Consider the following 20,904-nt stretch of genomic DNA (forward strand, 5'->3'; position numbering starts at 1 on the left):
CCACGATGAAAAGTATTCTTTGAGTGTAAGTGAAGGGTACCAGGTTTTAATTCAACTCTGAATTAATTTAGAACCTGGTACTCGTTTTTTTTATTAAAAGTAATTTATTTACCGTTATCAAAGTGTCATCGATCAAGAGGCAAAACGAATTGACTGTAATTTGGTGATGACTGACTGATCAACTGGCCAAGAAAAAGTAATTGGTACAACAACGGTTGTATGCCCAGTGATTGAGACAAGGGGAGCATTACTTGTTGAACTGAACAAGAGCGAGGAATGGGAACAGGTTCAAAATGATTGGTTTTTTGGATTGGTTGGAACGCAGTATGAGGTGAAAGCCTCATGTACTTATGTGAACGCGGTGAAAAAGGAGCGATAACTTCAAAACCTGTCCTATTCGTATGAAGAAGGAATATCAATTTTATAGGGTTGTGGAAAGAACAAAATATTATTTGAAACTCGCCATAAACTGAACGAGTTTTAAATAATATTACGCCTAACACATAACGATTATTCTATAGGGTGTGGTCTGAGCAGGGATACTTCTGGTTGTAGGTCCATAAATAACAATTAGATCACGGTTCGCCGGATATCTTGAAAAGAGTTGCCCGTTTGTTAATATTATTTGGGTAAATGGAGATAAATTTAATTGTAATTGTCCGTCACTACTCACTAATTGGTTATTAAAGTAATTGACTTTTACATTTTGATTTGGGTTATCTTTTACCATAACAAGTGCCTGATATTGTGGTGGGTAAATAAGGAGAGCAGGTGCATCTCCGTCATAATATCCTGCCAAACGATCTCCTACTACTATCATTTCATGGTCAACAAAGTAAGTAGAGGGTGAAACGACGAAGTTTACGATTGCACCCAATTCATTTTCAACAGTAAATAATTTATAACAGCCTTCACTTTCACCATTTTGACCTGTTAAAAAATCACCAATCACCATGACAGTTCCATGAAAAGAATAAAAATTTGTCATACAATACCTCCAAAACTTTAAGTATGTTGAATAATGTTATATTTTAATACTAATCAAGTTAAGACTTTTTCAATATTTTAGTATGGTGTTGGGATAGGAGGACAAGCTACAGCATCTATATTTCTTGCATCAATTGCATAGTAAACCCAGACCGCGCCGTTCCATCTATATCCAGTTGCTCCTTCATACTCCACGCGAGTTGGGTAGAACCAGAACTGTTCTCCATTATTAAGCCATACATAAGTATATTGATATTGGCAGTCGATAATATACGATGTAGAAGGTTTTGATGGTCTATAGGAGGGGGGAGGAGATTGAGGTCTCATTGTCCCCTCTGATGGGAAATAACCCATGTTATTTCACTCCTTTTAATTAAGTTCTCATCATTATATGTTGAGAAGAAGCAAAACGATTATAAAACAGTTTACAGAAGTTAATTCGAAAAAATGTCGTAATTTTATTGAATAAGCCTACGGTAGCTTTGCAACAAACAACGACGAACACAATTGTATATAATACCAATAGAGATTAGATTATCATGTACCTATCTAATCTCCAGTTCATAAATATGTAATTGTAGTGATTTACCAGAATAGTTTCGTGCACAGGTACCTGAAAATTGTCTTGTGAAATTGCCGGCAATACTTCAATGCCATAGACTTTTATTTTTTCAGAAACGAACGAAACAAATGGTTGTCCGCAGTATACGATTTGGAATTAAGGAAAAAATAAAGAGTACCCGCCAACCATACAGATGTAAACCGTATGGTCGGTAGGCACTCTTATATTTACTTTGAAGCTATTCTCGTATTCAGGTAAAGAAAGATTGTATAGACCGCTTCCCAGAATGAGTTAAAGTGCCTGGATCCAAAATAGTTCTGAATTGTATTCGAACCAGGCACCTTTCTGAATGACGGTAGATTAGACAAGCACCTTGTCTTGTTTAATTTGACGCGCAATTTTCTCTGTTAAACGTGATGTAACTTTCGGCAACACCATTTTAAGAACAGGTGACAACACAGCACCTAGATAAGCCACCCGCATTTACTTCCTGTCATCGTTGTTTGCCCTGCTGTTTCCTCGGCAGAAAACTGTCCACTACCTGTGAAATTATCCGTTAACCCTTTTATTTCAAAACGAATCGTCGATGGCGCGTGAAATTCAGTAATGTCTAATTCCATTTTTACCGTCTTTTTTAGGCCCTTGAAGTTCCCTTCAAATGTCCAAACCGCCTTTTGTTCATCAATTTGTTCATACTCCTTATAAGCTGGGACCATCGTTGCCCAGTTTTCAATGTAACTAAAGTATTGTCATACGTTTCACTACCTTCTTTTCTATTTTCAATGTGGTTTAAAATTAAGTTTCAAGGGAATCTACTGCTATCATTCTCGTAGACTTAGTCTTTAAATTCACCGACCAGTATTATACCGCAACTGCCCATTATGTACATGAGTGAAGACTGCCACCACTAATCACCAACGAATCAAGACAAAACTAAAAGGCCTGAGCCCGGTACAATACCGTGTGCAGACCTTACAAGTTGCCTAACAATATAGCTGTCTAACTTTTCGGGGTCACTTCAAAATGGGGGGAATCCTTATTTATCAAGGGTTTTATCCTTATCGTAATGGTATCCTGTCAGGTGCTGGGACTTTCTGCACACTCCTGTATTAAAAGTAAGTGTCAATTGTTAACCATTGTCATTCTCAAACAGTTGTCGCGATTGCAACCCTTGCTTTCGTTCCATATGTGACACTCCCCAGTCATGCATCATATCAAGAACCGTCTGGAGCGATTCCCCGTATTCGGTCATCGAATATTCAACCTTCGGAGGAACTTGAGGGTAAACTACCCGCAAGATTACTCCTTCCTCCTCCAACTCTCGTAAGTGAGAAGTGAGCACTTTTGGAGTAACGGCGGGCATCACTTTTCGTAATTCACTAAACCTCATCGTCCCGTTATGAAGCAAATGAAGCATTATGGCGATTTTCCACTTGCCCACAATCATATCCAACGTTGTCGCGACTTTACAATTATCTGGTTTTTCATCCATTTTTGATTCCCCCAAGCTGTTGTCCAACCCATTGTATCGTAATTTCAATTTTAATACGCTGTAAAGGCGTCCAGAGGCTTTGTTAACCCGCAAGGTTACTTTAAAGATACGCGGTTTCATTATTGTGCGTACTTTTTAAATCATTCGATTCACTGCATAATGAATACATACCACCTAACACCTTTGTTAGTTAGTAATAAATAATTTACGGAAGGAAGATTATGATGACAAATCTAGATGTATTTAGTAGAGATATAGAAAGTGTCCGCACCCCTACCTTCGAACGAAATAGCGACATTCATACAATGGCATGGATAATTGAACCCGGTCATTGGGAAGCGCATGATCCTTTTCTGCTCATGGCACATGACCATATGCGCAGCGGAGTATTTGGCAAGCATCCTCATCGAGGAATGGAGACGGTCACTTTTTTGATTGACGGCAACCTTAACCATTATGACAGCAAGCATGGAACAGGTGTACTTCATGCCGGAGATGCACAATGGATGACTGCGGGCAGTGGCGTTGAACACCTCGAGGACGCGGCAAAGGGCGAGACAGTAAACCTTCTTCAATTGTGGGTAAACATTCCCTCGAAACAGAAGATGTCACCCTCCAGATACCAAGACTTGCGGAAGACCGATATGCCTGTCATCCATGAAAATGGGACTGAAATCCGTCTATTTTCCGGATCAGTTGGCGAACAGGACTCAGATACATTAAATATTATCCCTATTACGATGGCTGAAATCAATATGGAGAAGGGCGCAAACTACAAGTATGAACTTCCAGCGTCCTACAACGGGTTTCTGTATATTTTGGAAGGCGAAGGCTCCTTTGGGTCCGATAGTACACTAGGGAAACAAGGCCAGGTATTATGGATGGGATCTGCGGGAACTGCCGAGCGGAGCGAAATAAAGATTGAAGCACGCAGCAACATGCGTGTCATGTTGTATGCCGGCGAGCCGATTCGCGAAACTGTCGTTGCAAGAGGCCCCTTCGTCATGAACACCGAACAAGAGATCAAACAAGCTTATAGCGATTATAGGGATGGTAAATTTTAATTTATAATAATATCTCATAAGGAGAGATGAAATTTTCATGAAAAAAAGATATATTTTAATGATAATAGCTTTATTTATTGCATCTTTGAACTTGCGTCCGTCAATTAACTCAATCGCTCCATTGCTCGAAACGATTAGAACCAGCTTAGGAATGAGCGCCTCCGTAGCAAGTTTACTGACCTCAATCCCTGTTCTTTGCATGGGACTCTTCGCTCCTCTAGCCGTAAAGTTCAGCGGAAAGTGGGGTATTGAGCGGGTATTGGGATGGTCGCTCCTTGTCATCGGAGTCGGTACTATTCTTAGGTTCTTCACGCATTCAACCTCATTTTTGTTAATTACTGCTTTGATAGCAGGTATAGGGATTGCATTTGCCGGACCGCTTCTTCCAGGATTTATTAAGCGCCACTTCCCTAAGCATGTACCCTCGATGATTGCGATATACACGGTTGCGCTTACTCTAGGAGCAGCATTAAGTTCGAGCTTAATCGTACCGATGCAGAGTAGTATGAACTCTTGGCAGAACGCTCTCGGGATATGGGGGTTACTCGCATTCGTTGCAGTGCTGTTATGGTGGTTGTTCGTTATGCGACATATTAAACCGCAAGATCATCTTGCTTCAACCGGCACGAAGACGAGAATGCCATGGACAAATAAGAAAGCTTGGCTTCTTACACTGACGTTTGGCTTTATGGCCATGCTATTCTATTCATTCACAGCTTGGTTGCCAGAGATTATTCAAGGGATGGGCTATAGTAAGTCCTACGCTGCAAGCGCGCTTACGATTTTCGTCGTTGTTCAGATTCCCGTAAGTCTTGTTCTGCCAATCTTACTTCGTAAATTCCCTTCCCGTCGCCTTTGGCTAATGGTTTCAGCGCTGTTGCAACTGGTCGGGATTGTGATGCTTGCGTACTCATTTGAACCCTTAGTTGCCACGTTCTTTATTGGAATAGGCGCCGGCGGATTATTTTCTCTCAATCTACTACTGCCTTTGGATGCTACCGACAGTCCTCAGGAAGCGGCTGCTTGGTCTGCCATGACTCAATCAGTAGGCTATGTAATTGGGGCAACCGGCCCCCTTATTCTTGGATGGATTTACGATGCAACAGATAGCTTTTCATCAGCAATAGTGGGGCTGATTGTAATTAACTTAGCCATGATGGTCATGCAAATTGCTGCTACTGCCATAAAAAGAAAACAACAATTAGGATAAAATAAGCGGCCTAGGGAAAAAAACTCCTAGACTGCCGCTGATTTAATGAACTATTGTTTTCCGCTTAACAATACGACCAAATTATAGGTAAGTTGTTATTCCGAAATCAAGGCAGGTTGCTTCGATAAGAAGACACAAAATCACTTCAAACTTGTCGTGGAAGTATATATTTTCAAAAAAGAATGAAACAAATGGTTTCCCGCAGTATAAAACTGGGAATTAAGGAAAAAATAAAGAGTCCCTGCCAATCATACAAATGTAAACCGTATGGCCGGCAGGCACTCTTTTATTTACTTTGAAGCTATTCTTGTGTTCAGATATAGAAAAGTAGATTAGACAAGCACCTTGTCTTGTTTAATTTGACGCGCAATTTTCTCTGTTAAGCGTGATGTTACTTTCGGTAATACCATTTTAAGAACAGGTGACAACACTGCACCTGATAAGCCACCCGCATTTACCTCAATTGTCCCTGTCATCGTTGTTTGCTCTGCTGTTTCATCGGCAGTAAACTGTCCACTCCCAGTGAATTTATCCGTTAACCCTTTTATTTCAAAACGAATCGTCGATGGCGCGTGAAATTCAGTAATGTCTAATTCCATTTTTACCGTCTTTTTTAGGCCCTTGAAGTTTCCTTCAAATGTCCAAACCGACTTTTGTTCATCAATTTGTTCATGCTCCTTATAAGCTGGAACCATCGTTGCCCAGTTTTCAATGTGACTAACATATTCCCATACGTTCTCTACCGATGCTGAAATGTTTACGGAATGCGATGCGATTGCCATACGTTTCACTACTTTCGTTTCTATTTTCAATGTGTTTTAAAATTAAGCCTCAAGGGATTTTGCTATCATTCTCGTAGACTTATTCTATATATTCACCAACTAGTATTATACCGCAACTACCCATTATGTACATGAATGGAGGGTGCCACCACTCATCACAAACGAATCAAGGCAAAACGAAAAGGCCTGAACCCGGTGCAATACCGAATCCAGACCTTACAAGCTGCCTAATAAAATCGTGATGAATCATTTGAATACTCTCTCTCAGGATTCTTCCCCTATCGACTTCTTTTTGTAAAAAGTTTTCTCTTTATGTTTAAGTAGTTTTTCATTTCAAAAATCAAATAAAATAAATTCGCCCGTATTTCAAATTCTTCTCTTGTCTTCGGCAACTCCATCTCGCCGATTAAGGCATTTAATTCCTCTAACTCATTTAATGTTATGTCTGTTGTATCTCCTGAATGAACGTTCCGACTTAATTTCTCCAAGAAGTCTGCAAACATTTCTTTCTGTTTGACGTCTAGGCTGGAAGAAGAGAAAATAGCAACGATTTTCATCATATGTTTTAAGAGTTCCAGTTGATCCTCTCGCATTTCCAGATAATAATAATCTATATTCCGTTTTTGCAACAGACGATTTTCTTCATCTTGAATGGCAACGTTTTTGGATTGATTAATCAAATCTTCAACCTCAAGTATTTCTTTCCCGTCCCAGTTTCGCTCACTATCCCTTAAATGGGCAGAGAATTCAAAGAGAATAATTTCAAACTTTTGTTCAATCTCCTTCTTAAAGTTTTCAATATCTCGCTTGAAATTTGGCATGAAACTATTGACGAGAAGAGCAATTCCCATACCGATGAAAATAATATAGACCTCGTTCAGAAACAGAGCCCAGGTAGCATCCTCAACCGTATAAACATGTAATACGACAACCATGCTTGTGACAAAACCAGCCTGGATGTGAACTCTTACTAGGATTGGAATAAACAATAAAATAAATAAGGAAAAGACAATGGGATGATAACCTAATACTTCAAAAAACAAAGCACCAATCATCAAGGATAAGAGAGAGGAAAAGAATTTATCCTTCATTGTAATTAATGTCTTTTTCTTCGTTTTCTCGATACACATAATAACAATAATTCCTGCAAACGTTGCAAATTCCAAATCCAATAAACTCGCGATCCAAATTGCCAGCCCTGCTCCGACAGCAGTCTTGATCGTCCGATAGCCCATGCCAATCATGGAAGCACCACCTATTATTTTCTCAGTAACCCTTACAGGTTACCTTTTTTAAACATTCACGTTCATTCACATATGTGTACAATCACTGAAACCATAACCGGTTGGCATCTGCTTCGATGAATATCAATAAACTTGTTGTGTATTCTAAGAATAGTTCACCTATTCCTCGAAATTCATCTGCCTTTAGTTTAACATGTAGATAATGAATCGTGACATATATCCGACGCATTAAGATGGATATCCACACCTTCTGTCGTCTGGATGTAGATGTCTTATCAAGAATGTCCGAGCGTAGGAATTTCCAACTTTACAAAGTGCCTGGTTCTAAAAAAATCTGGCGTCATAAGTGGTAGTAACAACCATTAGACACGATTACTAAACTGGTCAAATAGCTAACTAAATCTCACACTCTCTAATTTTAAAAATCTATCTAACCTATTTACCATATTTTCTTTCGTAGTTGGGACTTCTTGAGGCATATAATTAACAAAACTCACCATATCTTCTGGGTAGTGATGATTTCCATAAAACTCTGCAATTTTATTTAATAATTCATTATCTTCTTTACATCTTTCTTTTATTCCAGACAAACAAACAAATCTGAGTTTTCTATTCTCCTCTACTAATATCGTGCTTTCTTCATCTAATTGAGGGAAATAATTAGTTTTTATTTCTAACATCACTTTATCTAAATCTTCACTAGATACACCCCATGCAAGTTCACTAACAAACCCACTTTCATCACCAATCTCCATCAACTCTACTGCATAGTCAGAAATAACGTCTTTACTAAAATAGTTTTCCAGTCATACTTAATATGTCGATTTTTTAAATCTTTTAAGTTCATATTATTCAACTCCTACTATTTTGGGATTTGATTTGGCTTACCGGTATAACACCATTTTCAATGAATATCCTGTGGCTCAACAATCCATTCAAAAACACCTTTTTCGCCATTATTACTCCCTGTTATTTGCTATAATTCCCTTTTAACGTCGTCCCCCCCTACCAGTGGAAACTCCTCCGCAAATCTAAAATAATTATCAACAACATAGAAAAACCATGTTCCTTTGATACATGAGGGAACTCTTTTTTCTATACTTTCCGTTGTCTAATTATTATTGATTAGTAAGGTTTGATAGCTACCGAGTAGGAGCTGCTCTAATTGAATAGACAACTCCGTTAGTTTTGTCACGACATCTATTTCATTATCTGTAATAGACTATGAAAAGGTTACAAAGCGCTTTGGCATTTTTTATCTGTTTACCGAAAGAAGACTCTCACTTAAAAAAACACAAAATCATTAGCATTTATCAAGATTCTATAGTTGTTCGATCAACAAAGTTTTGATTCTCTTTAATAATCATTCTTGAAAGACGTCTTCCTGCCCGCTTAAAGAAGAAATCATCAGCAAACTCCTGTGAATTTATTGGATAAATCTTGTTTATAACCCTATTTTTTTTATCATATTCAATTTGCCCCATTGAATTCTCATTTGGTCCATACAGATATACTACCCTATCTTCGTCCTCAAACTCCTTCAACATCAATACAAAAACTGCCATGAATCTTCACTCCTCATAGTCTTTCTTCCAATTCCACGGCCTTCCAGATTCTATTGTTTTGTCATGCGCTGTTCTATAGTTAGTAATCGGTACCTATTATGTTAAATAGGTACCTGAAATTAATTCTCTGGAAAATTAATGGCAGTAACTACATCTGTAAACAGCCCTTCAATATCTGAAACCCATGTTTCCATCGTCATAAGATCCTACGCAATTGGCGCCAACGCAGTCATCTGATTCGCATTTGGGTGAGTCAGGGGCAGACACCGTCTGTTTTAGGGCTGTTGTGAAGGTGAACCTTTTCCATGAATACCAGCTTGGTGTTCATTTGGAAATTTTGCTGGATGCATATCTTACCATCCCTATTTCCCACCAAAAGAATTTCCAATTTATATGTATCTCATTTTGCTAGGCAAGTACAATCTAAATCAAGGTTTTATTGTTTATGATTTAATCCAAAAGCGATTCAGAGAATTCATGTTTTAATTTACTTATTATCTTATTATCATTACTCAAGATAAAAAATAAGTCTCCATCTAAAATTCTAATTTCTAAATATGCTAATGGATGTTGCATATTATTGATTTCTTTTACTTCCACCCTTGGACGAAAGTTATAATCATAGAGATTATTATTTAAAAAGCAAACGAAAACCCCGTTCCTAATCGATTGAGTATCGTCTAAAACTTCAAAGAGATTTGCTTCTTCCAAATAAACTATTTTATCCCTTTCTACTTTTTCTCCGAACTTCCATGCAATTTCATCATTTTTATGAAGACCAGAACCTGGATCATCACTCACATATCGAGGTACTATCTCTATATCCCCAACTCCCCAATATATTTCACGCATTTCTGTACAAATCACACTAAATAATTTCTTGATAAAATTACTGTTGTTATTGGCATCTGGAGTTTGCAATTTAATCATATTTCAACTACCTTTCATTTTAAAGGGATGTTCGTATCCATACGGTGATCAATCTTATAACCACCTATAGGATATCTTTCATTCCATTGAACTTCGTGCCAATGTGGAACACTATGATTGTCAGGATAACCATTACTTGTAAAATCAACCCATCCCTTTTCTCTACCATAATCATCGTAATACTTAGTTTGTTTAATATTACCATATTCATCATACTTGTTAAGACTCTTCGTCCCAGGTCCAACGAATTTAGGAAAATTTTTACCATATGCCTCATCTGGTAAAAAAGGTTCCTTTGAAAAGTCATCTACATTACCTTTACCAATCGTCCCAACATCCTTAACCTTATCCCCGAATTTCCGAATATCATTCAAAGTATCAAGTGCTTTAGCAGCTTTAATGATAGTAAAAGCCGCAGCTTCTAATCTCTCAGTTGCTGTCGCATCGGCGCTAAGCATAGTACCGATATCTTCCGTAAAGAAGTCAAACGCACCCATGGCATAAGGCAAGGGTTCTTAAAAATCGGTACCCGTGTGTGGCACTAATCAAGTAATTCATTACAATTGTATAATACTAAAATGAAAGTCAGAAAGGTTGGCGATTTACGGCTTTTTTGAATGTTTACTTGGATGTATGAATTATTTGTCTTTGTTTGATGCAGAGGCACTAAATTTCAAGTGTCCAACGAAACCCACAAAGTGGCCGACCAATCGAAAGGTTTCCCACCAAACCATCAAAGCGACCAACAAAGCTTTTAAATTTAGTTTGTCCATATGACGAAAAAGTAGCGGGTATGGGACGTGTTAGTTCAGATCGCCGTTTAATTGTTGGTATAATTGTTTTTTTCGTTTAAAATGTACATATATGGGAATAGAGGAATCAGGGGATATTTATCTGAGGAGGAAGAGTTTTGGAAAACGTATGGATAGATGAGGATATTAAACCTTATATTAAAAATCATAAACAAGCTTTTGAAAACCAATTACTAGGTCAAGCTGGAAATGTAAGAGATAAAATTGATGATATTTTAAGATTTGGGGAAATTGACCTCATTAACAATGCACACAAACTTGTTAACTATGTCATTGAAGGCGATAAACTTAAGGAACTTCAGTTATTTGCTAAACAAGAAGGAATCGCATGGGCTACACATTCCATAGCTTTATCTTTTAAACTGGAATGGGTACAAGCGATTCGCAGAACTCTTTGGAACTTCATACAAGAATATAACAAGGATGAGCAAAATTTCACGATTGATATGGTTTTCATATTGGAAAAACAATTTAATAGCCAAATAGATGACTTTTTAAATTCATTCTTTATTAGCTATTCAACATTTAAAGATTCACTGATTTTAGCTCAAAAGGAGATAGTTGCAAATTTATCTGTCCCCATTATTCCGATAACGCCAAACATATGTATACTTCCCTTAATTGGCGCAATGGACACATTTAGAACAACTATCCTAGAGGAAAAGGTTTTAGAGGAGATTAACAGACTTCATACTCAAACATTAATCATTGACTTATCTGGCATAGCAAGTATGGAAAGTAATGTAATTGAACATCTTATGAAAACGATTTACGGTACTTCCATGATGGGATGTCGCACAATCATTACTGGCTTGCGTCCAGATGTTGTTAGACAGTTGAATAGTTTAGGTATTAATTTTGATAAAGACACGAAAACCTTTGGTACTTTACAACAAGCATTAAATGAATTCTTACTAAAATAATGAAATTAGAAATCGCAGTACATACCTAGTCTACGCTTATATAATATGTAATCGTGGTGAATTACCGCTTTTTTGTATGTGAATTCAGATGTGTGAATTGTTTTTCTTTGCTTGACCAAAGTATACTTCATTTAATTTGTCGTTAAAATCTTTATACGTAAAAAGAGACGATTTCATCTATTGGATAGATGAAATCGTCTCTTTAGGTATCTGCATGCGGCACAAACTTGGTAATTCACTGCTATTGTATAATATCACAATGAAAGTCAGAAAAATTGGAGACCACTGTTTTCCGTATGTTTAGTTAGATCTGTGAATTGCTTGTCTTTGTTTGATGCACAGGTCCAACCTATTTAGTAGTTGTAAAATAGAATTCTCCTAGAATTTCCTGCGTTTGATAACGATCTGGTGTAAGCTCTTTTTCAATATAAGAGTTAATCTCTGATTGTTCAAGATCGTACATGACTTCAATTTCTTTGGAAAATAGAAGTTTTTCTTTTTCAAGCAAGCTAGAAAGGGATGGTTGTTGTTTTGGTTGAAGCTCTTCCGTGTTTAGCACTTGTTTTAATCCGTCAACATAGTATTCAAACGGACGTCCACCAACAATTTTCACACCTTTATTATCCTCATTCATCATGATAATTGTAGGGAATCCTCTGGCACCTAGGCTTCTAACTAGTTCAAAATCTTTATTTAATAATTGTTGTCCAATTGGTTGTTCGGCTTCATTTACAACGGCTTCTCCATCAAGACCAAGTTTATTTACGATGTCAATCATAACCGATGGATCTGAAATATTTTGATTAAATGCGAAAAGTGCTTCTCTGGCACGGCGTAAATACTCAAATGCTGTAGCATCATTATGATTTTTTTGGATTACTTTAAACACACGAGAAGCCGGGTAAGAAGATTGAACTGGATTATCAATCATTAAAGTACCGTCAATTGGCATTCTTGAATGTTCTCCAACTTCTCTCCAATGACCAGCAACGTCAGCTGGTTTATATATTCCGTTAGCAGGATCGATTGGTCCATCATGCCATTTTTCCAGCAAACCGCCCATAACCGTATGAAAATTAAAATAATCACCATATTGCTCTACAAAACGACGAAGTGTCGGCTCAATTGCCCAACAATGAGAACAAATGGGATCTGTCACATAATAAAGATTAATCTTTTTTTCTGGTTGATTAAAATCGATGATTTCAATTTCCTCTTCTCCAGCTACTCCGCATACACCAGTTTCTAAATCACAAATCATATTATTATTGTTCTTCAATTGATCATCCCTCATTTCTTTATAATTACGTTTACATTCACACAAGATAGAATTCCATTCAACGACTAGATAGTCAATAACATCTATTAATTTGGACGTAACGGCTTTAGTATATTCCGTTTGACGAAAATAAACCCTTCACGTTCACTGGTTTTTTCATACTAAACTCCATTCTGCAATTTGTAAATTCACTCTTGCATCTCTTGTGCTCCCAGTAACTATACCGATTTTAACCAAACAACTCCCCCCTATTATGGATTACAATGCATGGTTATTAAACATCGCTTTGAAAGTGGATTATTTGCTTACAATTGAATCTTATAACATAATGAAAATTATCAACACCAATAGTTCGTTGGAAATGTCGTTTATACAACACATTGAAGAATTTGTTTAAAAAGTAGGAGGGAGATCAATATGACTCAACCAAAAACGGATCCTCGAATTCAACGTACCCGAAAATTAATCATGGATTCCTTTATGGAACTATCAAGTAAAACTGAATTTAAGGATATTACCGTTAAGGATATTACTGCTGAAGCTATGATTAATCGTGCCACATTCTATTATCATTTTGAAGATATATATGATTTATTGGAAAAGGTATTATCGGAAGTATTATTGGTTAATTTGGATTTTGACTACTATCAAAAAAATGAACTAAATGAAGAAATGCTGGTTAACATTTTCAAAGCGATTACAAATTTTCAAAAATCATTATCCAGTCGTTGTCATAGAGGATACGAATATACAATTGCCCGTATCATTAGGGAGCAGCTTGAAATCATTTTTTATAAAATGCTGTTAAAACAAAATAAAACTGAAGAGGATAAAGCTCTAAATATTACTGCTGTCATATTAAGCTGGGGAATTTATGGAGCTTCTGTAGAGTGGAAAAGATATAGTAAGGAGATAGCGCCAGAGGAATTTATCAAATCGGCCATTCCTTATATCATTTTTGGGATTGACTTTGGAGTTACGAAGAAACAGTTGTAAATGTTGGTTGTTTCTGTTTATTAGTATCCGGAGTGTTTTTGTCTCGTGGAATAACAGGACTCAAAATGCATAGGAGTTCTACTCTTTTTATAAATATAATAAAGAGCGTATCCGTGATGGAGTACGCTCCTTTGTTGAATTAACGTCGGCAATGATTTAATTATTTATCTAACGGTTCCTTATTGCTACCAATAACTAGGATTTTGCATTGCGTTTATATCATGCAAAATACCATTTACCGTGACCTTACCCGCAACGTCACCAATACTATCACTTTTCTTCTCTACAACATCATCAGCTTTTGTAATATTGGTGCCAGAGCCCTCTTCTATAAAAAAACCTAGATTAGCATTAGCCAATCTAGGTAACAATTTTTTTTAATGCTCTAATCATCATTGTGTTAGTTGTTTTCTCACTTTATGTGTTTCTAAATCTGCTAATCTAACAGGAATTGGTAAACGACTCTCTTTATTGATACAGTTCATAACCATTTCGGTGCTTGTATCTAAATCAATCCAGTTTCCACAAGAAACAAAGATGAGTTTAACACTTTTTGTCGTCCTTAAGTGTTCTAAGCTGTATAACCTATAACCCTTGCTCTTCCTCTTCTTCCTCAAGTTGTGCATTAAAATAATCAGCATAGGTCTCCCATTCATCTGGTTTTGAGGTAAAAGATTTTTTTTCTAATTCAGAAATTTCCGCTGCATCAAACCAAATAACTGAAGGAGTATTTTTTGTATCCATGACTATAAGACTTTCTGATGGCTCAGCTAGAACGACAAATCTAGTTGGCAAATTTACAGACTCTCTCAATCTAATCGTTTCATCGATGATATTTAAGCTGTTACCTACCCTGGAAAAAGAATAATTACTTATACTACCCAAATATCCCCCACTAAAAAATGTTGATATTTCGCAAAAAGTTTCTGGCAATTCTATTTCTAACATTTTTTCTATTTCTATTAACTCTTCATTGTTAATTCCATCATCAGAATAAAGAGCTTCGTGTCTTTTTTTCATTTCTAAATTTTTTTTATTCATAATACAATCCCTCTCTACAATTTATTTATTTTCTACTCTCAATTTCCAATATTCTCTTGTATCTGCATTGAATTTTTTTCGCTCTATAGGAAAACTAGGATTAGGTTTAATTTTACCAAACTGGCTGTTAAAAACTTCATATGTTTGTTGAGTTCCTTTCGGCCGAGTAGCCGTCCATTTCGATTTCGAATCAAATACTTTGGCGTACCCAATTGGTAATGAGTGTTAGATAAAAGATCTAGTTTATTTTGAGTTTTGCCTAGTGAACTGTTGACGACATCTTGGTAAATTGGGGAATAGATGGACGCCATCTTCTCTGTACTTACCACATTTCTTACTTGATTTAAATCGTTTCTTTTGTTGAATTACCGTCGCGATGATTAAATTATTTATCTAACGTATCCTTGTTGCTACCAACAACTTGGATTCTTTTTATTGAATTTATTTCATGCAAGATAATCCTCCAGCCATAACATTCCTATACCTTCTTAATATTATAATGTTATCTTGGAGTGTTGGTAACTTCATCAACTTCTGTAACGACTTATGTTTAAAAGTTAATAATTACAATATAAAAAAGGGATGAAAGATATAAAAAAACTGGAAGAAAATACATCTTCCAGCTTAGTTTATGAGTTAATCATTGTTCACTCGACTCGTCTTATCTAAAACTGAGTTTCTTGTTATTCAATAGGACCCATGAATTCAGTGACAATTAATATATGCTCTATTAGTTTCACTTTTTTTAGATTTCCAGCTTTTTCTGTTCCACTTAATCCTAATAAAGGGGTGTATCCAAAACACTCGTCATAGTTAGGGGCACTATATTTACTAGTCGCTTCAGGATAAGGCTGCCACATTAATTCATCGTTCATAAAGTCATTATCTTTTAAATCATCAAAAAAGAATTCAAATCCGGATGAAACAACATTAACATATCCTTTCCTAAAGTTTAATAAATTTACATACTTATCTTTTTCCCATACTATAATATCACCCATTGCAGTTGTAAAAATAGGAATCGCCTGCTCATACCTTAGGTAACTTCTCTCTAAAATATCTAAATAATCGTCTGGATTAATAACTTTTAAATAGTTATTTACGAAACTACCAAAACCATATTTTTCCCATGTTTCTATTAACTCTTCAGGAAGTTTATCCTTATACTTCAAAATAACATCTTCATCAACAGTTTCATGTTTAATAAAATCGCTAAATATAGTTTCCACTTAAAAAGCCCCTTATTGTGTTCTTGGCTTAATCATAAAATGTTGCTTTTATTTTCTATTAAATAACTCTTTCCCCTCCCCATAAATTCAACTTTTTAATATATATCCTTTTCAGAATCTTTATACTCAGTAATAAGAAATCCAACTTTAGATGTTTGATGGTTTCGACCTTTAAAGTCTCTTCCATCAATACCATAGGCTGACCATCCTTCTTTTCCAATGTAAAAAGTCAGTATGTTCTTGTATGCGAACTTTTTAGCTACTTGATCTTCACTGATGAATTTTAACTTATTTTGAGTTAGAAACTTACAGATTCTCTCTTGTGAATTATCCATTTTTACTCATCCTCTCATTTTTAAATGAAATGTTCTTTTTGTTTGGTGGGAAAAGAGTAGCGGATTATAGTTTTGTCTGCCTGTTCATCACACAATTCGAATTAATTCTGAATCATGTCTGAATTGCACCGTGCACAGGCAGCACTCACTAGGTACCGCAAAATCCCCTAAACAAAAGACGATCTCATCAAAAGATGAAATCGTCTTTGTTATATATATTGTTGCCATAATGATGCCACACATCGCTTAAACGTTGCTGTGACAACAAATATGGAGACGGTGGGAGTCGAACCCACGTCCAGAGGCTCTAACACTTAAGCATCTACGCGTGTAGATTGTCTATTTGGATTCGCGTGGCATTATGCCGGCAATCAGGGCGTCATGTACGCTATCTTGGAAGTCTCTTCCGGCTGCCTCAAGAGGCAACAGCCGTCGTATCCCACTAAAGGTTGAGCCCTACAAATGCCACATGGGCGATGGAAGTGTAAGGCAGATTCAACAGCTTACGCTGCGAATGCTAGGTTGTTGTTAGTTTTGCCTGTTATTATAAGGTGCCGTTTCTGACGGAGCCGGGCCCTCCGACGCGCAACTCAAGCTCAGACGACCCCTGTCGAATCCGTAACGCCCCCAAAGGGATGTCAGGATGGCCTTTTTCAAGGCTTCTGAACTACTTGAACACTAATCAGTATACCTCATTTTTACATAAACTTCAATACTTTTGTTTATCTCTAAGAGCACGATCTATTTCACGTTTTGCATCTTTTTTCTTGAGATCCTGGCGTTTATCGTAATCTTTCTTCCCTTTACCTACGCCTATTAATACTTTTGCAAAACCGTCTTTTAAATACATCTTAATCGGAACAATTGAAGTTCCCTGTTCTTTCGTTTGTCCAATCAATTTGCTAATCTGTTTTTTATGGAGCAACAGTTTCCTCGACCTAACCGGATCATGATTAAACTGATTCCCGTGGTCATATGGACTAATATGCATATTGGTAATCCATGCTTCGTTATTGCGGATTCTTACAAAAGCGTCCCTCAGTTGGACTTTACTATTGCGAATTGCTTTGATTTCAGTACCTAGAAGGACAATACCTGCCTCAATCGTTTCTTCTATTGCAAAATCATGATTCGCCTTTTTATTAACAGCGACTACTTTCCCCTGGCCTTTCGCCATTTCTTTCACCCCTTAATCCATTACGCCCCGGCGTAATGGCGTCCCAATTTCGAATTGCACTTGTGCCTGTAGGACGCAGGTAGGTAACCTTTCAAAACTTGTGACATCCCGCCGGAGGCTTAACTTGGGAGCGGCCTATACCGCTCCAATTTTATTTTTTCTTTTTAGGCTTAGGTTTTCCGCCCGCTTTTTTAGCCGCGCCTTCATAAAACTTTTTCTTTTTGCTATATGTTCCGGTTTTCTTTTTATCTTTTGACTTGTCACCGGGTTTACTGTCACCGTCTCTTTTCTTTGCATGGATGACTTTCGGCGATTCCTTACGTGTACGACGAACGTTTTGTTTCATCCCAACGATTTCAAAATCAATTGCCGATTCCTCCGGTTTTACGGAAATCACTTTCACAGTTACTTCATCGCCAAGCCTAAATTGCTTACCAGAGTGTTCCCCAATCATCATCATTTGTCTATCGTCAAATCGGTAATAATCATCCGTCATATGACTGACATGGACAAGTCCTTCGATTGTGTTCTCTAGTTCGACAAACAAACCGAAGTTTGTCACCGACGAGATAACTCCTTCAAACTCTTCTCCAATTTTATCGAGCATGAACTGAGCTTTTTTCAATGACTCTGTATCGCGTTCAGCTTCGACCGCACGACGTTCCCGTTCAGATGTATGCTCAGCGATATCGGATAATATCGCGCTCCAATGCGCAAGCGTCTGTGCCGAAACATCTTTTTCGATTAGATATGTCCTGATCAAGCGATGAACAATCAAATCTGGGAAGCGACGGATGGGTGCCGTGAAATGGGTATAAAATTCTGTGGATAATCCAAAGTGTCCCAGACTTTGATCTAAATACTTCGCCTGTTGCATTGAACGAAGAAGCATTGTAGAAATAACCGTTTCTTCTGGAAGACCCTCAATCGATTCAACGATTTCCTGCAATGCTTTTGGATGGACCTTATTCCCCGTTCCTTTTACAACAACGCCGAAGTTAGTTAGAAATTCGAAAAAGCGTTGTAATTTCTCAGCCTTTGGATCTTCGTGAATTCGGTAAATGAAAGGTACTTTAAGCCAGTGGAAATGTTCCGCGATCGTTTCGTTCGCAGCAAGCATGAATTCTTCAATAAGGCGTTCTGATACAGTACGTTCCATAATGACAACATCAGTTGGCCATCCTTTTTCATCAACAAGGATTTTCGATTCCTTGAAATTGAAATCAATGGCTCCACGATCTTCTCTCTTCTGTTTCAAAATACCCGCGAGGTCAGCCATATGGTTAATCATAGGAACGACATGTGCATACTGAACTGAAAGCTCTTCATCTTTTTCTTCGATGATTTTATAGACTTCTTGATAGGTCATGCGTTCTTTGGAGCGAATCACACTCTCAAATATTTCGTGTTCAACGACTTTCCCATTGCGATTTATCGTCATTGCGCAAGACAAAGTAAGCCTATCAACGCCCGGGTTCAATGAACAAATTCCGTTCGATAATCTATGCGGCAACATCGGAATAACTCTATCCGTCAAGTAAACGCTTGTTCCACGGTCGTAAGCATCATCGCCCATTGGAGAGTTTTCCGTCACATAATAACTGACATCCGAAATATGAACAGATAATATATAGTTACCATTGTCATTTTTTACAACTGAAATGGCATCATCAAGGTCTTTCGCATCCGCACCATCAATTGTAATTGCGAGTTCTTCACGAAGATCACGACGTTTAAACAAATCTTCTTCCTGAACTTCATCAGGGATTTTATTTGCCTGGTCTAGTACTGCTTGTGGAAAATCAATTTCAATTCCATGCTTATGGATAATGGACAAGATGTCCACGCCAGGATCATTTCTGTGTCCAAGGATTTGTGTCACCATACCTGTTGCTGATTTCCCGTCAACAGGCCAGTCAGTTATTTCAACAACGACTTTGTGGCCGTCAACTGCATCAAGCGAATCGCCTTTTCCAATGAATACGTCCATAGGCAGTTTTTTATCATCGGGAACAACGAAACCGAAGCCTTTGTTGTCCTGGTACATGCCTACAACTTTTGTTGTTTTACGTTCCACGACGCGCGTAATTGCCCCTTCACGTCTTCCGTCTGATGTGGCATTAGCGACACGTACGAGAACAGTATCCCCGTTCATAGCGCCATTCACTTCATGTGGCGGGATGAAAACATCGTCCATTCCTTCAGTTTCCGGTGCAAAAAAACCGAAACCTTTTGCATGTCCGATGAATTTACCACGTAATAGGTTCATGCCTTCTGGCACACCATAACGATTCGATCTCGAACGAATGATCAGCCCTTTTTGTTCAAGATGCACGAGCATTTTTACAAGTTCTTTGAATTCCGCAGCTTGTTCAAATCCCATTACTTCTTGTATTTCCTGTACAGTTAGTGGCTTATAAGTTTCTTCTTTCATTAGAGACAGCAATTTTTCTTGCATGTCTTTTTCTAAACTATCCAATTGCGTCACTCCTTCTAAGTCTATAGCATGGTCATAAGTCTTATTGTTCACACATTCCAGTTTAATGATTCCAGAAATCCAAAAATATCTTCATGAAGTTTCATTTTTTCCGGTCCGAGTGTAATAACATGCCCCGATTTTTCATACCATTTGATTTGTTTTTCATTTGATTCTGTAGTCTTATATATGACATTTGCGGAATCAGGATCAATTACTTCATCGAGTGTTCCTTGCACGACGAATAGCGGAGAATAGATGTGATCGATATTGTCCCGCACCTCGTAGACAAGCTCGCGAAGATCTTTGAGTGAAGGCATTGTTTCGCCACGTAAGTCCTCAATATCAAGTTCAATTTCTTCTTCGCTTTTTCCTTCATATTTCTTATATTCACGTGCATATTTAATAACACCTTCATACATTACATCCGTCGTTCTCATCGACATTGGCGCGCACATCGTAATAATGCCTTTCACTGGTTTGTTATACCCTAATTTCAGTGAAAATACGCCACCTAGGGATAATCCAGCTACTGCGATTTCATCGTAACCCGCTTCTTGCAATTGACGGTAGCCTGAAAGAACATCTTCCCACCATTCTTCTGGACCAGTATGTATTAACTCTTCTGGCGGTACGCCATGGCCTTTATAATGAGGCGCAAGTGTTGTATATCCTTTTTTCTCAAGAAATCGTCCTAGCATTCGGACATCTGCAGATGTACCTGTAAATCCGTGAAGAAGTAAGACTGCACGTTTCCCTCTCTCGAAAAAAAATGGTTTAGGTTGTGCAATTCTCAATTC

Annotated in this window: 20 protein-coding genes, 1 other RNA gene and 3 pseudogenes; 5 read left to right on the forward strand and 19 right to left on the reverse strand. The window is 37.5% G+C overall.

The genetic code is table 11. The features are described from left to right. Positions 1 to 496 precede the first annotated feature (496 nt). Both AC1TO6_RS14380 and AC1TO6_RS14385 read right to left on the reverse strand, forming a co-directional pair. A complete protein-coding gene (locus AC1TO6_RS14380) occupies positions 497 to 988 on the reverse strand; it encodes a hypothetical protein (RefSeq protein ID WP_482102307.1) in 492 nt (163 codons plus the stop codon). 1,025 nt (positions 989 to 2,013) lie between these two features. Continuing rightward, complete coding sequence (locus AC1TO6_RS14385) at positions 2,014 to 2,265, reverse strand: hypothetical protein (protein ID WP_482102308.1); 252 nt, start codon at positions 2,263 to 2,265, stop codon at positions 2,014 to 2,016. A 193-nt stretch (positions 2,266 to 2,458) separates the two neighbouring features. On the opposite strand from AC1TO6_RS14385, the pseudogene AC1TO6_RS14390 reads away from it, so the two are divergent. Beyond that, positions 2,459 to 2,536: pseudogene (locus tag AC1TO6_RS14390) on the forward strand (IS3 family transposase); the annotation flags it as partial. 142 nt (positions 2,537 to 2,678) lie between these two features. On the opposite strand, the gene AC1TO6_RS14395 reads toward AC1TO6_RS14390, so the two are convergent. Then, a complete protein-coding gene (locus AC1TO6_RS14395) occupies positions 2,679 to 3,041 on the reverse strand; it encodes a winged helix-turn-helix transcriptional regulator (RefSeq protein WP_482102309.1) in 363 nt (120 codons plus the stop codon). 224 nt (positions 3,042 to 3,265) lie between these two features. Here AC1TO6_RS14395 and AC1TO6_RS14400 point away from each other — a divergent pair, with 224 nt between their 5' ends. Together AC1TO6_RS14400 and AC1TO6_RS14405 are read left to right on the forward strand one after the other, a co-directional pair. Further along, positions 3,266 to 4,105 carry a pirin family protein gene (locus AC1TO6_RS14400; RefSeq protein ID WP_482102360.1) on the forward strand — a complete coding sequence of 280 codons (840 nt, stop codon included), beginning with the start codon at positions 3,266 to 3,268 and terminating at the stop codon, positions 4,103 to 4,105. 37 nt (positions 4,106 to 4,142) lie between these two features. Then, complete coding sequence (locus tag AC1TO6_RS14405) at positions 4,143 to 5,315, forward strand: MFS transporter (RefSeq protein ID WP_482102310.1); 1,173 nt, start codon at positions 4,143 to 4,145, stop codon at positions 5,313 to 5,315. 332 nt (positions 5,316 to 5,647) lie between these two features. On the opposite strand, the gene AC1TO6_RS14410 is transcribed toward AC1TO6_RS14405, so the two are convergent. From AC1TO6_RS14410 to AC1TO6_RS14435, 6 genes and pseudogenes are all read right to left on the reverse strand, one after another. Next, positions 5,648 to 6,097: an SRPBCC family protein gene (locus AC1TO6_RS14410; protein ID WP_482102311.1), complete on the reverse strand. Its 450-nt coding sequence runs from the start codon at positions 6,095 to 6,097 to the stop codon at positions 5,648 to 5,650. A 278-nt stretch (positions 6,098 to 6,375) separates the two neighbouring features. Beyond that, positions 6,376 to 7,341: an aromatic acid exporter family protein gene (locus tag AC1TO6_RS14415; RefSeq protein WP_482102312.1), complete on the reverse strand. Its 966-nt coding sequence runs from the start codon at positions 7,339 to 7,341 to the stop codon at positions 6,376 to 6,378. A gap of 392 nt (positions 7,342 to 7,733) precedes the next feature. Next, a pseudogene (locus tag AC1TO6_RS14420) lies at positions 7,734 to 8,188 on the reverse strand (DUF2247 family protein). Positions 8,189 to 8,654: 466 nt separating this feature from the next. Then, entirely contained in the window at positions 8,655 to 8,906 is a 252-nt protein-coding gene (locus AC1TO6_RS14425; protein ID WP_482102313.1) for a hypothetical protein, read from the reverse strand. 450 nt (positions 8,907 to 9,356) lie between these two features. Further along, entirely contained in the window at positions 9,357 to 9,836 is a 480-nt protein-coding gene (locus AC1TO6_RS14430; protein WP_482102314.1) for a hypothetical protein, read from the reverse strand. A 14-nt stretch (positions 9,837 to 9,850) separates the two neighbouring features. Further along, positions 9,851 to 10,333 (reverse strand): hypothetical protein, encoded by a 483-nt coding sequence (locus AC1TO6_RS14435; RefSeq protein WP_482102315.1) that lies wholly within the window; start codon positions 10,331 to 10,333, stop codon positions 9,851 to 9,853. Positions 10,334 to 10,746: 413 nt separating this feature from the next. Between AC1TO6_RS14435 and AC1TO6_RS14440 the strand changes: the two genes are divergently transcribed. Then, positions 10,747 to 11,571 (forward strand): STAS domain-containing protein, encoded by an 825-nt coding sequence (locus tag AC1TO6_RS14440; protein WP_482102316.1) that lies wholly within the window; start codon positions 10,747 to 10,749, stop codon positions 11,569 to 11,571. Between the two features lie 349 nt (positions 11,572 to 11,920). Here AC1TO6_RS14440 and AC1TO6_RS14445 read toward each other — a convergent pair whose 3' ends face one another. Further along, a complete protein-coding gene (locus tag AC1TO6_RS14445) occupies positions 11,921 to 12,832 on the reverse strand; it encodes a DsbA family protein (protein ID WP_482102361.1) in 912 nt (303 codons plus the stop codon). Positions 12,833 to 13,267: 435 nt separating this feature from the next. On the opposite strand from AC1TO6_RS14445, the gene AC1TO6_RS14450 reads away from it, so the two are divergent. Next, positions 13,268 to 13,846: a TetR/AcrR family transcriptional regulator gene (locus AC1TO6_RS14450; protein ID WP_482102317.1), complete on the forward strand. Its 579-nt coding sequence runs from the start codon at positions 13,268 to 13,270 to the stop codon at positions 13,844 to 13,846. Positions 13,847 to 14,031: 185 nt separating this feature from the next. On the opposite strand, the gene AC1TO6_RS14455 is transcribed toward AC1TO6_RS14450, so the two are convergent. From AC1TO6_RS14455 to AC1TO6_RS14495, 9 genes and pseudogenes are all read right to left on the reverse strand, one after another. Next, positions 14,032 to 14,205: a hypothetical protein gene (locus AC1TO6_RS14455; protein ID WP_482102318.1), complete on the reverse strand. Its 174-nt coding sequence runs from the start codon at positions 14,203 to 14,205 to the stop codon at positions 14,032 to 14,034. A gap of 33 nt (positions 14,206 to 14,238) precedes the next feature. After that, positions 14,239 to 14,412 (reverse strand): annotated as a pseudogene (locus AC1TO6_RS14460) (endonuclease V); the annotation flags it as partial. A gap of 19 nt (positions 14,413 to 14,431) precedes the next feature. Next, positions 14,432 to 14,887: an SMI1/KNR4 family protein gene (locus AC1TO6_RS14465; RefSeq protein ID WP_482102319.1), complete on the reverse strand. Its 456-nt coding sequence runs from the start codon at positions 14,885 to 14,887 to the stop codon at positions 14,432 to 14,434. Between the two features lie 683 nt (positions 14,888 to 15,570). Then, a complete protein-coding gene (locus tag AC1TO6_RS14470; protein WP_482102320.1) occupies positions 15,571 to 16,116 on the reverse strand; it encodes a T6SS immunity protein Tdi1 domain-containing protein in 546 nt (181 codons plus the stop codon). 95 nt (positions 16,117 to 16,211) lie between these two features. Continuing rightward, positions 16,212 to 16,451: a hypothetical protein gene (locus AC1TO6_RS14475; RefSeq protein ID WP_482102321.1), complete on the reverse strand. Its 240-nt coding sequence runs from the start codon at positions 16,449 to 16,451 to the stop codon at positions 16,212 to 16,214. A 268-nt stretch (positions 16,452 to 16,719) separates the two neighbouring features. Continuing rightward, positions 16,720 to 17,080: a transfer-messenger RNA gene (gene ssrA / locus AC1TO6_RS14480) on the reverse strand. Positions 17,081 to 17,160: 80 nt separating this feature from the next. Continuing rightward, a complete protein-coding gene (gene smpB, locus AC1TO6_RS14485) occupies positions 17,161 to 17,628 on the reverse strand; it encodes an SsrA-binding protein SmpB (protein ID WP_482102322.1) in 468 nt (155 codons plus the stop codon). A 151-nt stretch (positions 17,629 to 17,779) separates the two neighbouring features. Next, positions 17,780 to 20,086 (reverse strand): ribonuclease R, encoded by a 2,307-nt coding sequence (rnr, locus tag AC1TO6_RS14490; protein ID WP_482102362.1) that lies wholly within the window; start codon positions 20,084 to 20,086, stop codon positions 17,780 to 17,782. Positions 20,087 to 20,154: 68 nt separating this feature from the next. Further along, positions 20,155 to 20,901: an alpha/beta hydrolase gene (locus AC1TO6_RS14495; RefSeq protein WP_482102323.1), complete on the reverse strand. Its 747-nt coding sequence runs from the start codon at positions 20,899 to 20,901 to the stop codon at positions 20,155 to 20,157. Between the last annotated feature and the right edge of the window lie 3 nt (positions 20,902 to 20,904).

The organism is Sporosarcina sp. Y352 (genome assembly GCF_056786535.1).

Bases quoted from the DNA above. Each gene is read 5' to 3' on its own strand.
- AC1TO6_RS14430 (WP_482102314.1), bottom strand. From the start codon at position 9,836: ATGATTAAATTGCAAACTCCAGATGCCAATAACAACAGTAATTTTATC.
- AC1TO6_RS14395 (WP_482102309.1), bottom strand. From the start codon at position 3,041: ATGGATGAAAAACCAGATAATTGTAAAGTCGCGACAACGTTGGATATG.
- AC1TO6_RS14380 (WP_482102307.1), bottom strand. From the start codon at position 988: ATGACAAATTTTTATTCTTTTCATGGAACTGTCATGGTGATTGGTGAT.
- AC1TO6_RS14385 (WP_482102308.1), bottom strand. From the start codon at position 2,265: ATGGTCCCAGCTTATAAGGAGTATGAACAAATTGATGAACAAAAGGCG.
- AC1TO6_RS14450 (WP_482102317.1), top strand. From the start codon at position 13,268: ATGACTCAACCAAAAACGGATCCTCGAATTCAACGTACCCGAAAATTA.
- AC1TO6_RS14435 (WP_482102315.1), bottom strand. From the start codon at position 10,333: ATGGGTGCGTTTGACTTCTTTACGGAAGATATCGGTACTATGCTTAGC.
- AC1TO6_RS14410 (WP_482102311.1), bottom strand. From the start codon at position 6,097: ATGGCAATCGCATCGCATTCCGTAAACATTTCAGCATCGGTAGAGAAC.
- smpB (WP_482102322.1), bottom strand. From the start codon at position 17,628: ATGGCGAAAGGCCAGGGGAAAGTAGTCGCTGTTAATAAAAAGGCGAAT.
- AC1TO6_RS14475 (WP_482102321.1), bottom strand. From the start codon at position 16,451: ATGGATAATTCACAAGAGAGAATCTGTAAGTTTCTAACTCAAAATAAG.
- AC1TO6_RS14400 (WP_482102360.1), top strand. From the start codon at position 3,266: ATGACAAATCTAGATGTATTTAGTAGAGATATAGAAAGTGTCCGCACC.
- AC1TO6_RS14445 (WP_482102361.1), bottom strand. From the start codon at position 12,832: ATGATTTGTGATTTAGAAACTGGTGTATGCGGAGTAGCTGGAGAAGAG.
- AC1TO6_RS14465 (WP_482102319.1), bottom strand. From the start codon at position 14,887: ATGAATAAAAAAAATTTAGAAATGAAAAAAAGACACGAAGCTCTTTAT.
- AC1TO6_RS14415 (WP_482102312.1), bottom strand. From the start codon at position 7,341: ATGATTGGCATGGGCTATCGGACGATCAAGACTGCTGTCGGAGCAGGG.
- AC1TO6_RS14405 (WP_482102310.1), top strand. From the start codon at position 4,143: ATGAAAAAAAGATATATTTTAATGATAATAGCTTTATTTATTGCATCT.
- AC1TO6_RS14425 (WP_482102313.1), bottom strand. From the start codon at position 8,906: ATGGCAGTTTTTGTATTGATGTTGAAGGAGTTTGAGGACGAAGATAGG.
- rnr (WP_482102362.1), bottom strand. From the start codon at position 20,086: ATGCAAGAAAAATTGCTGTCTCTAATGAAAGAAGAAACTTATAAGCCA.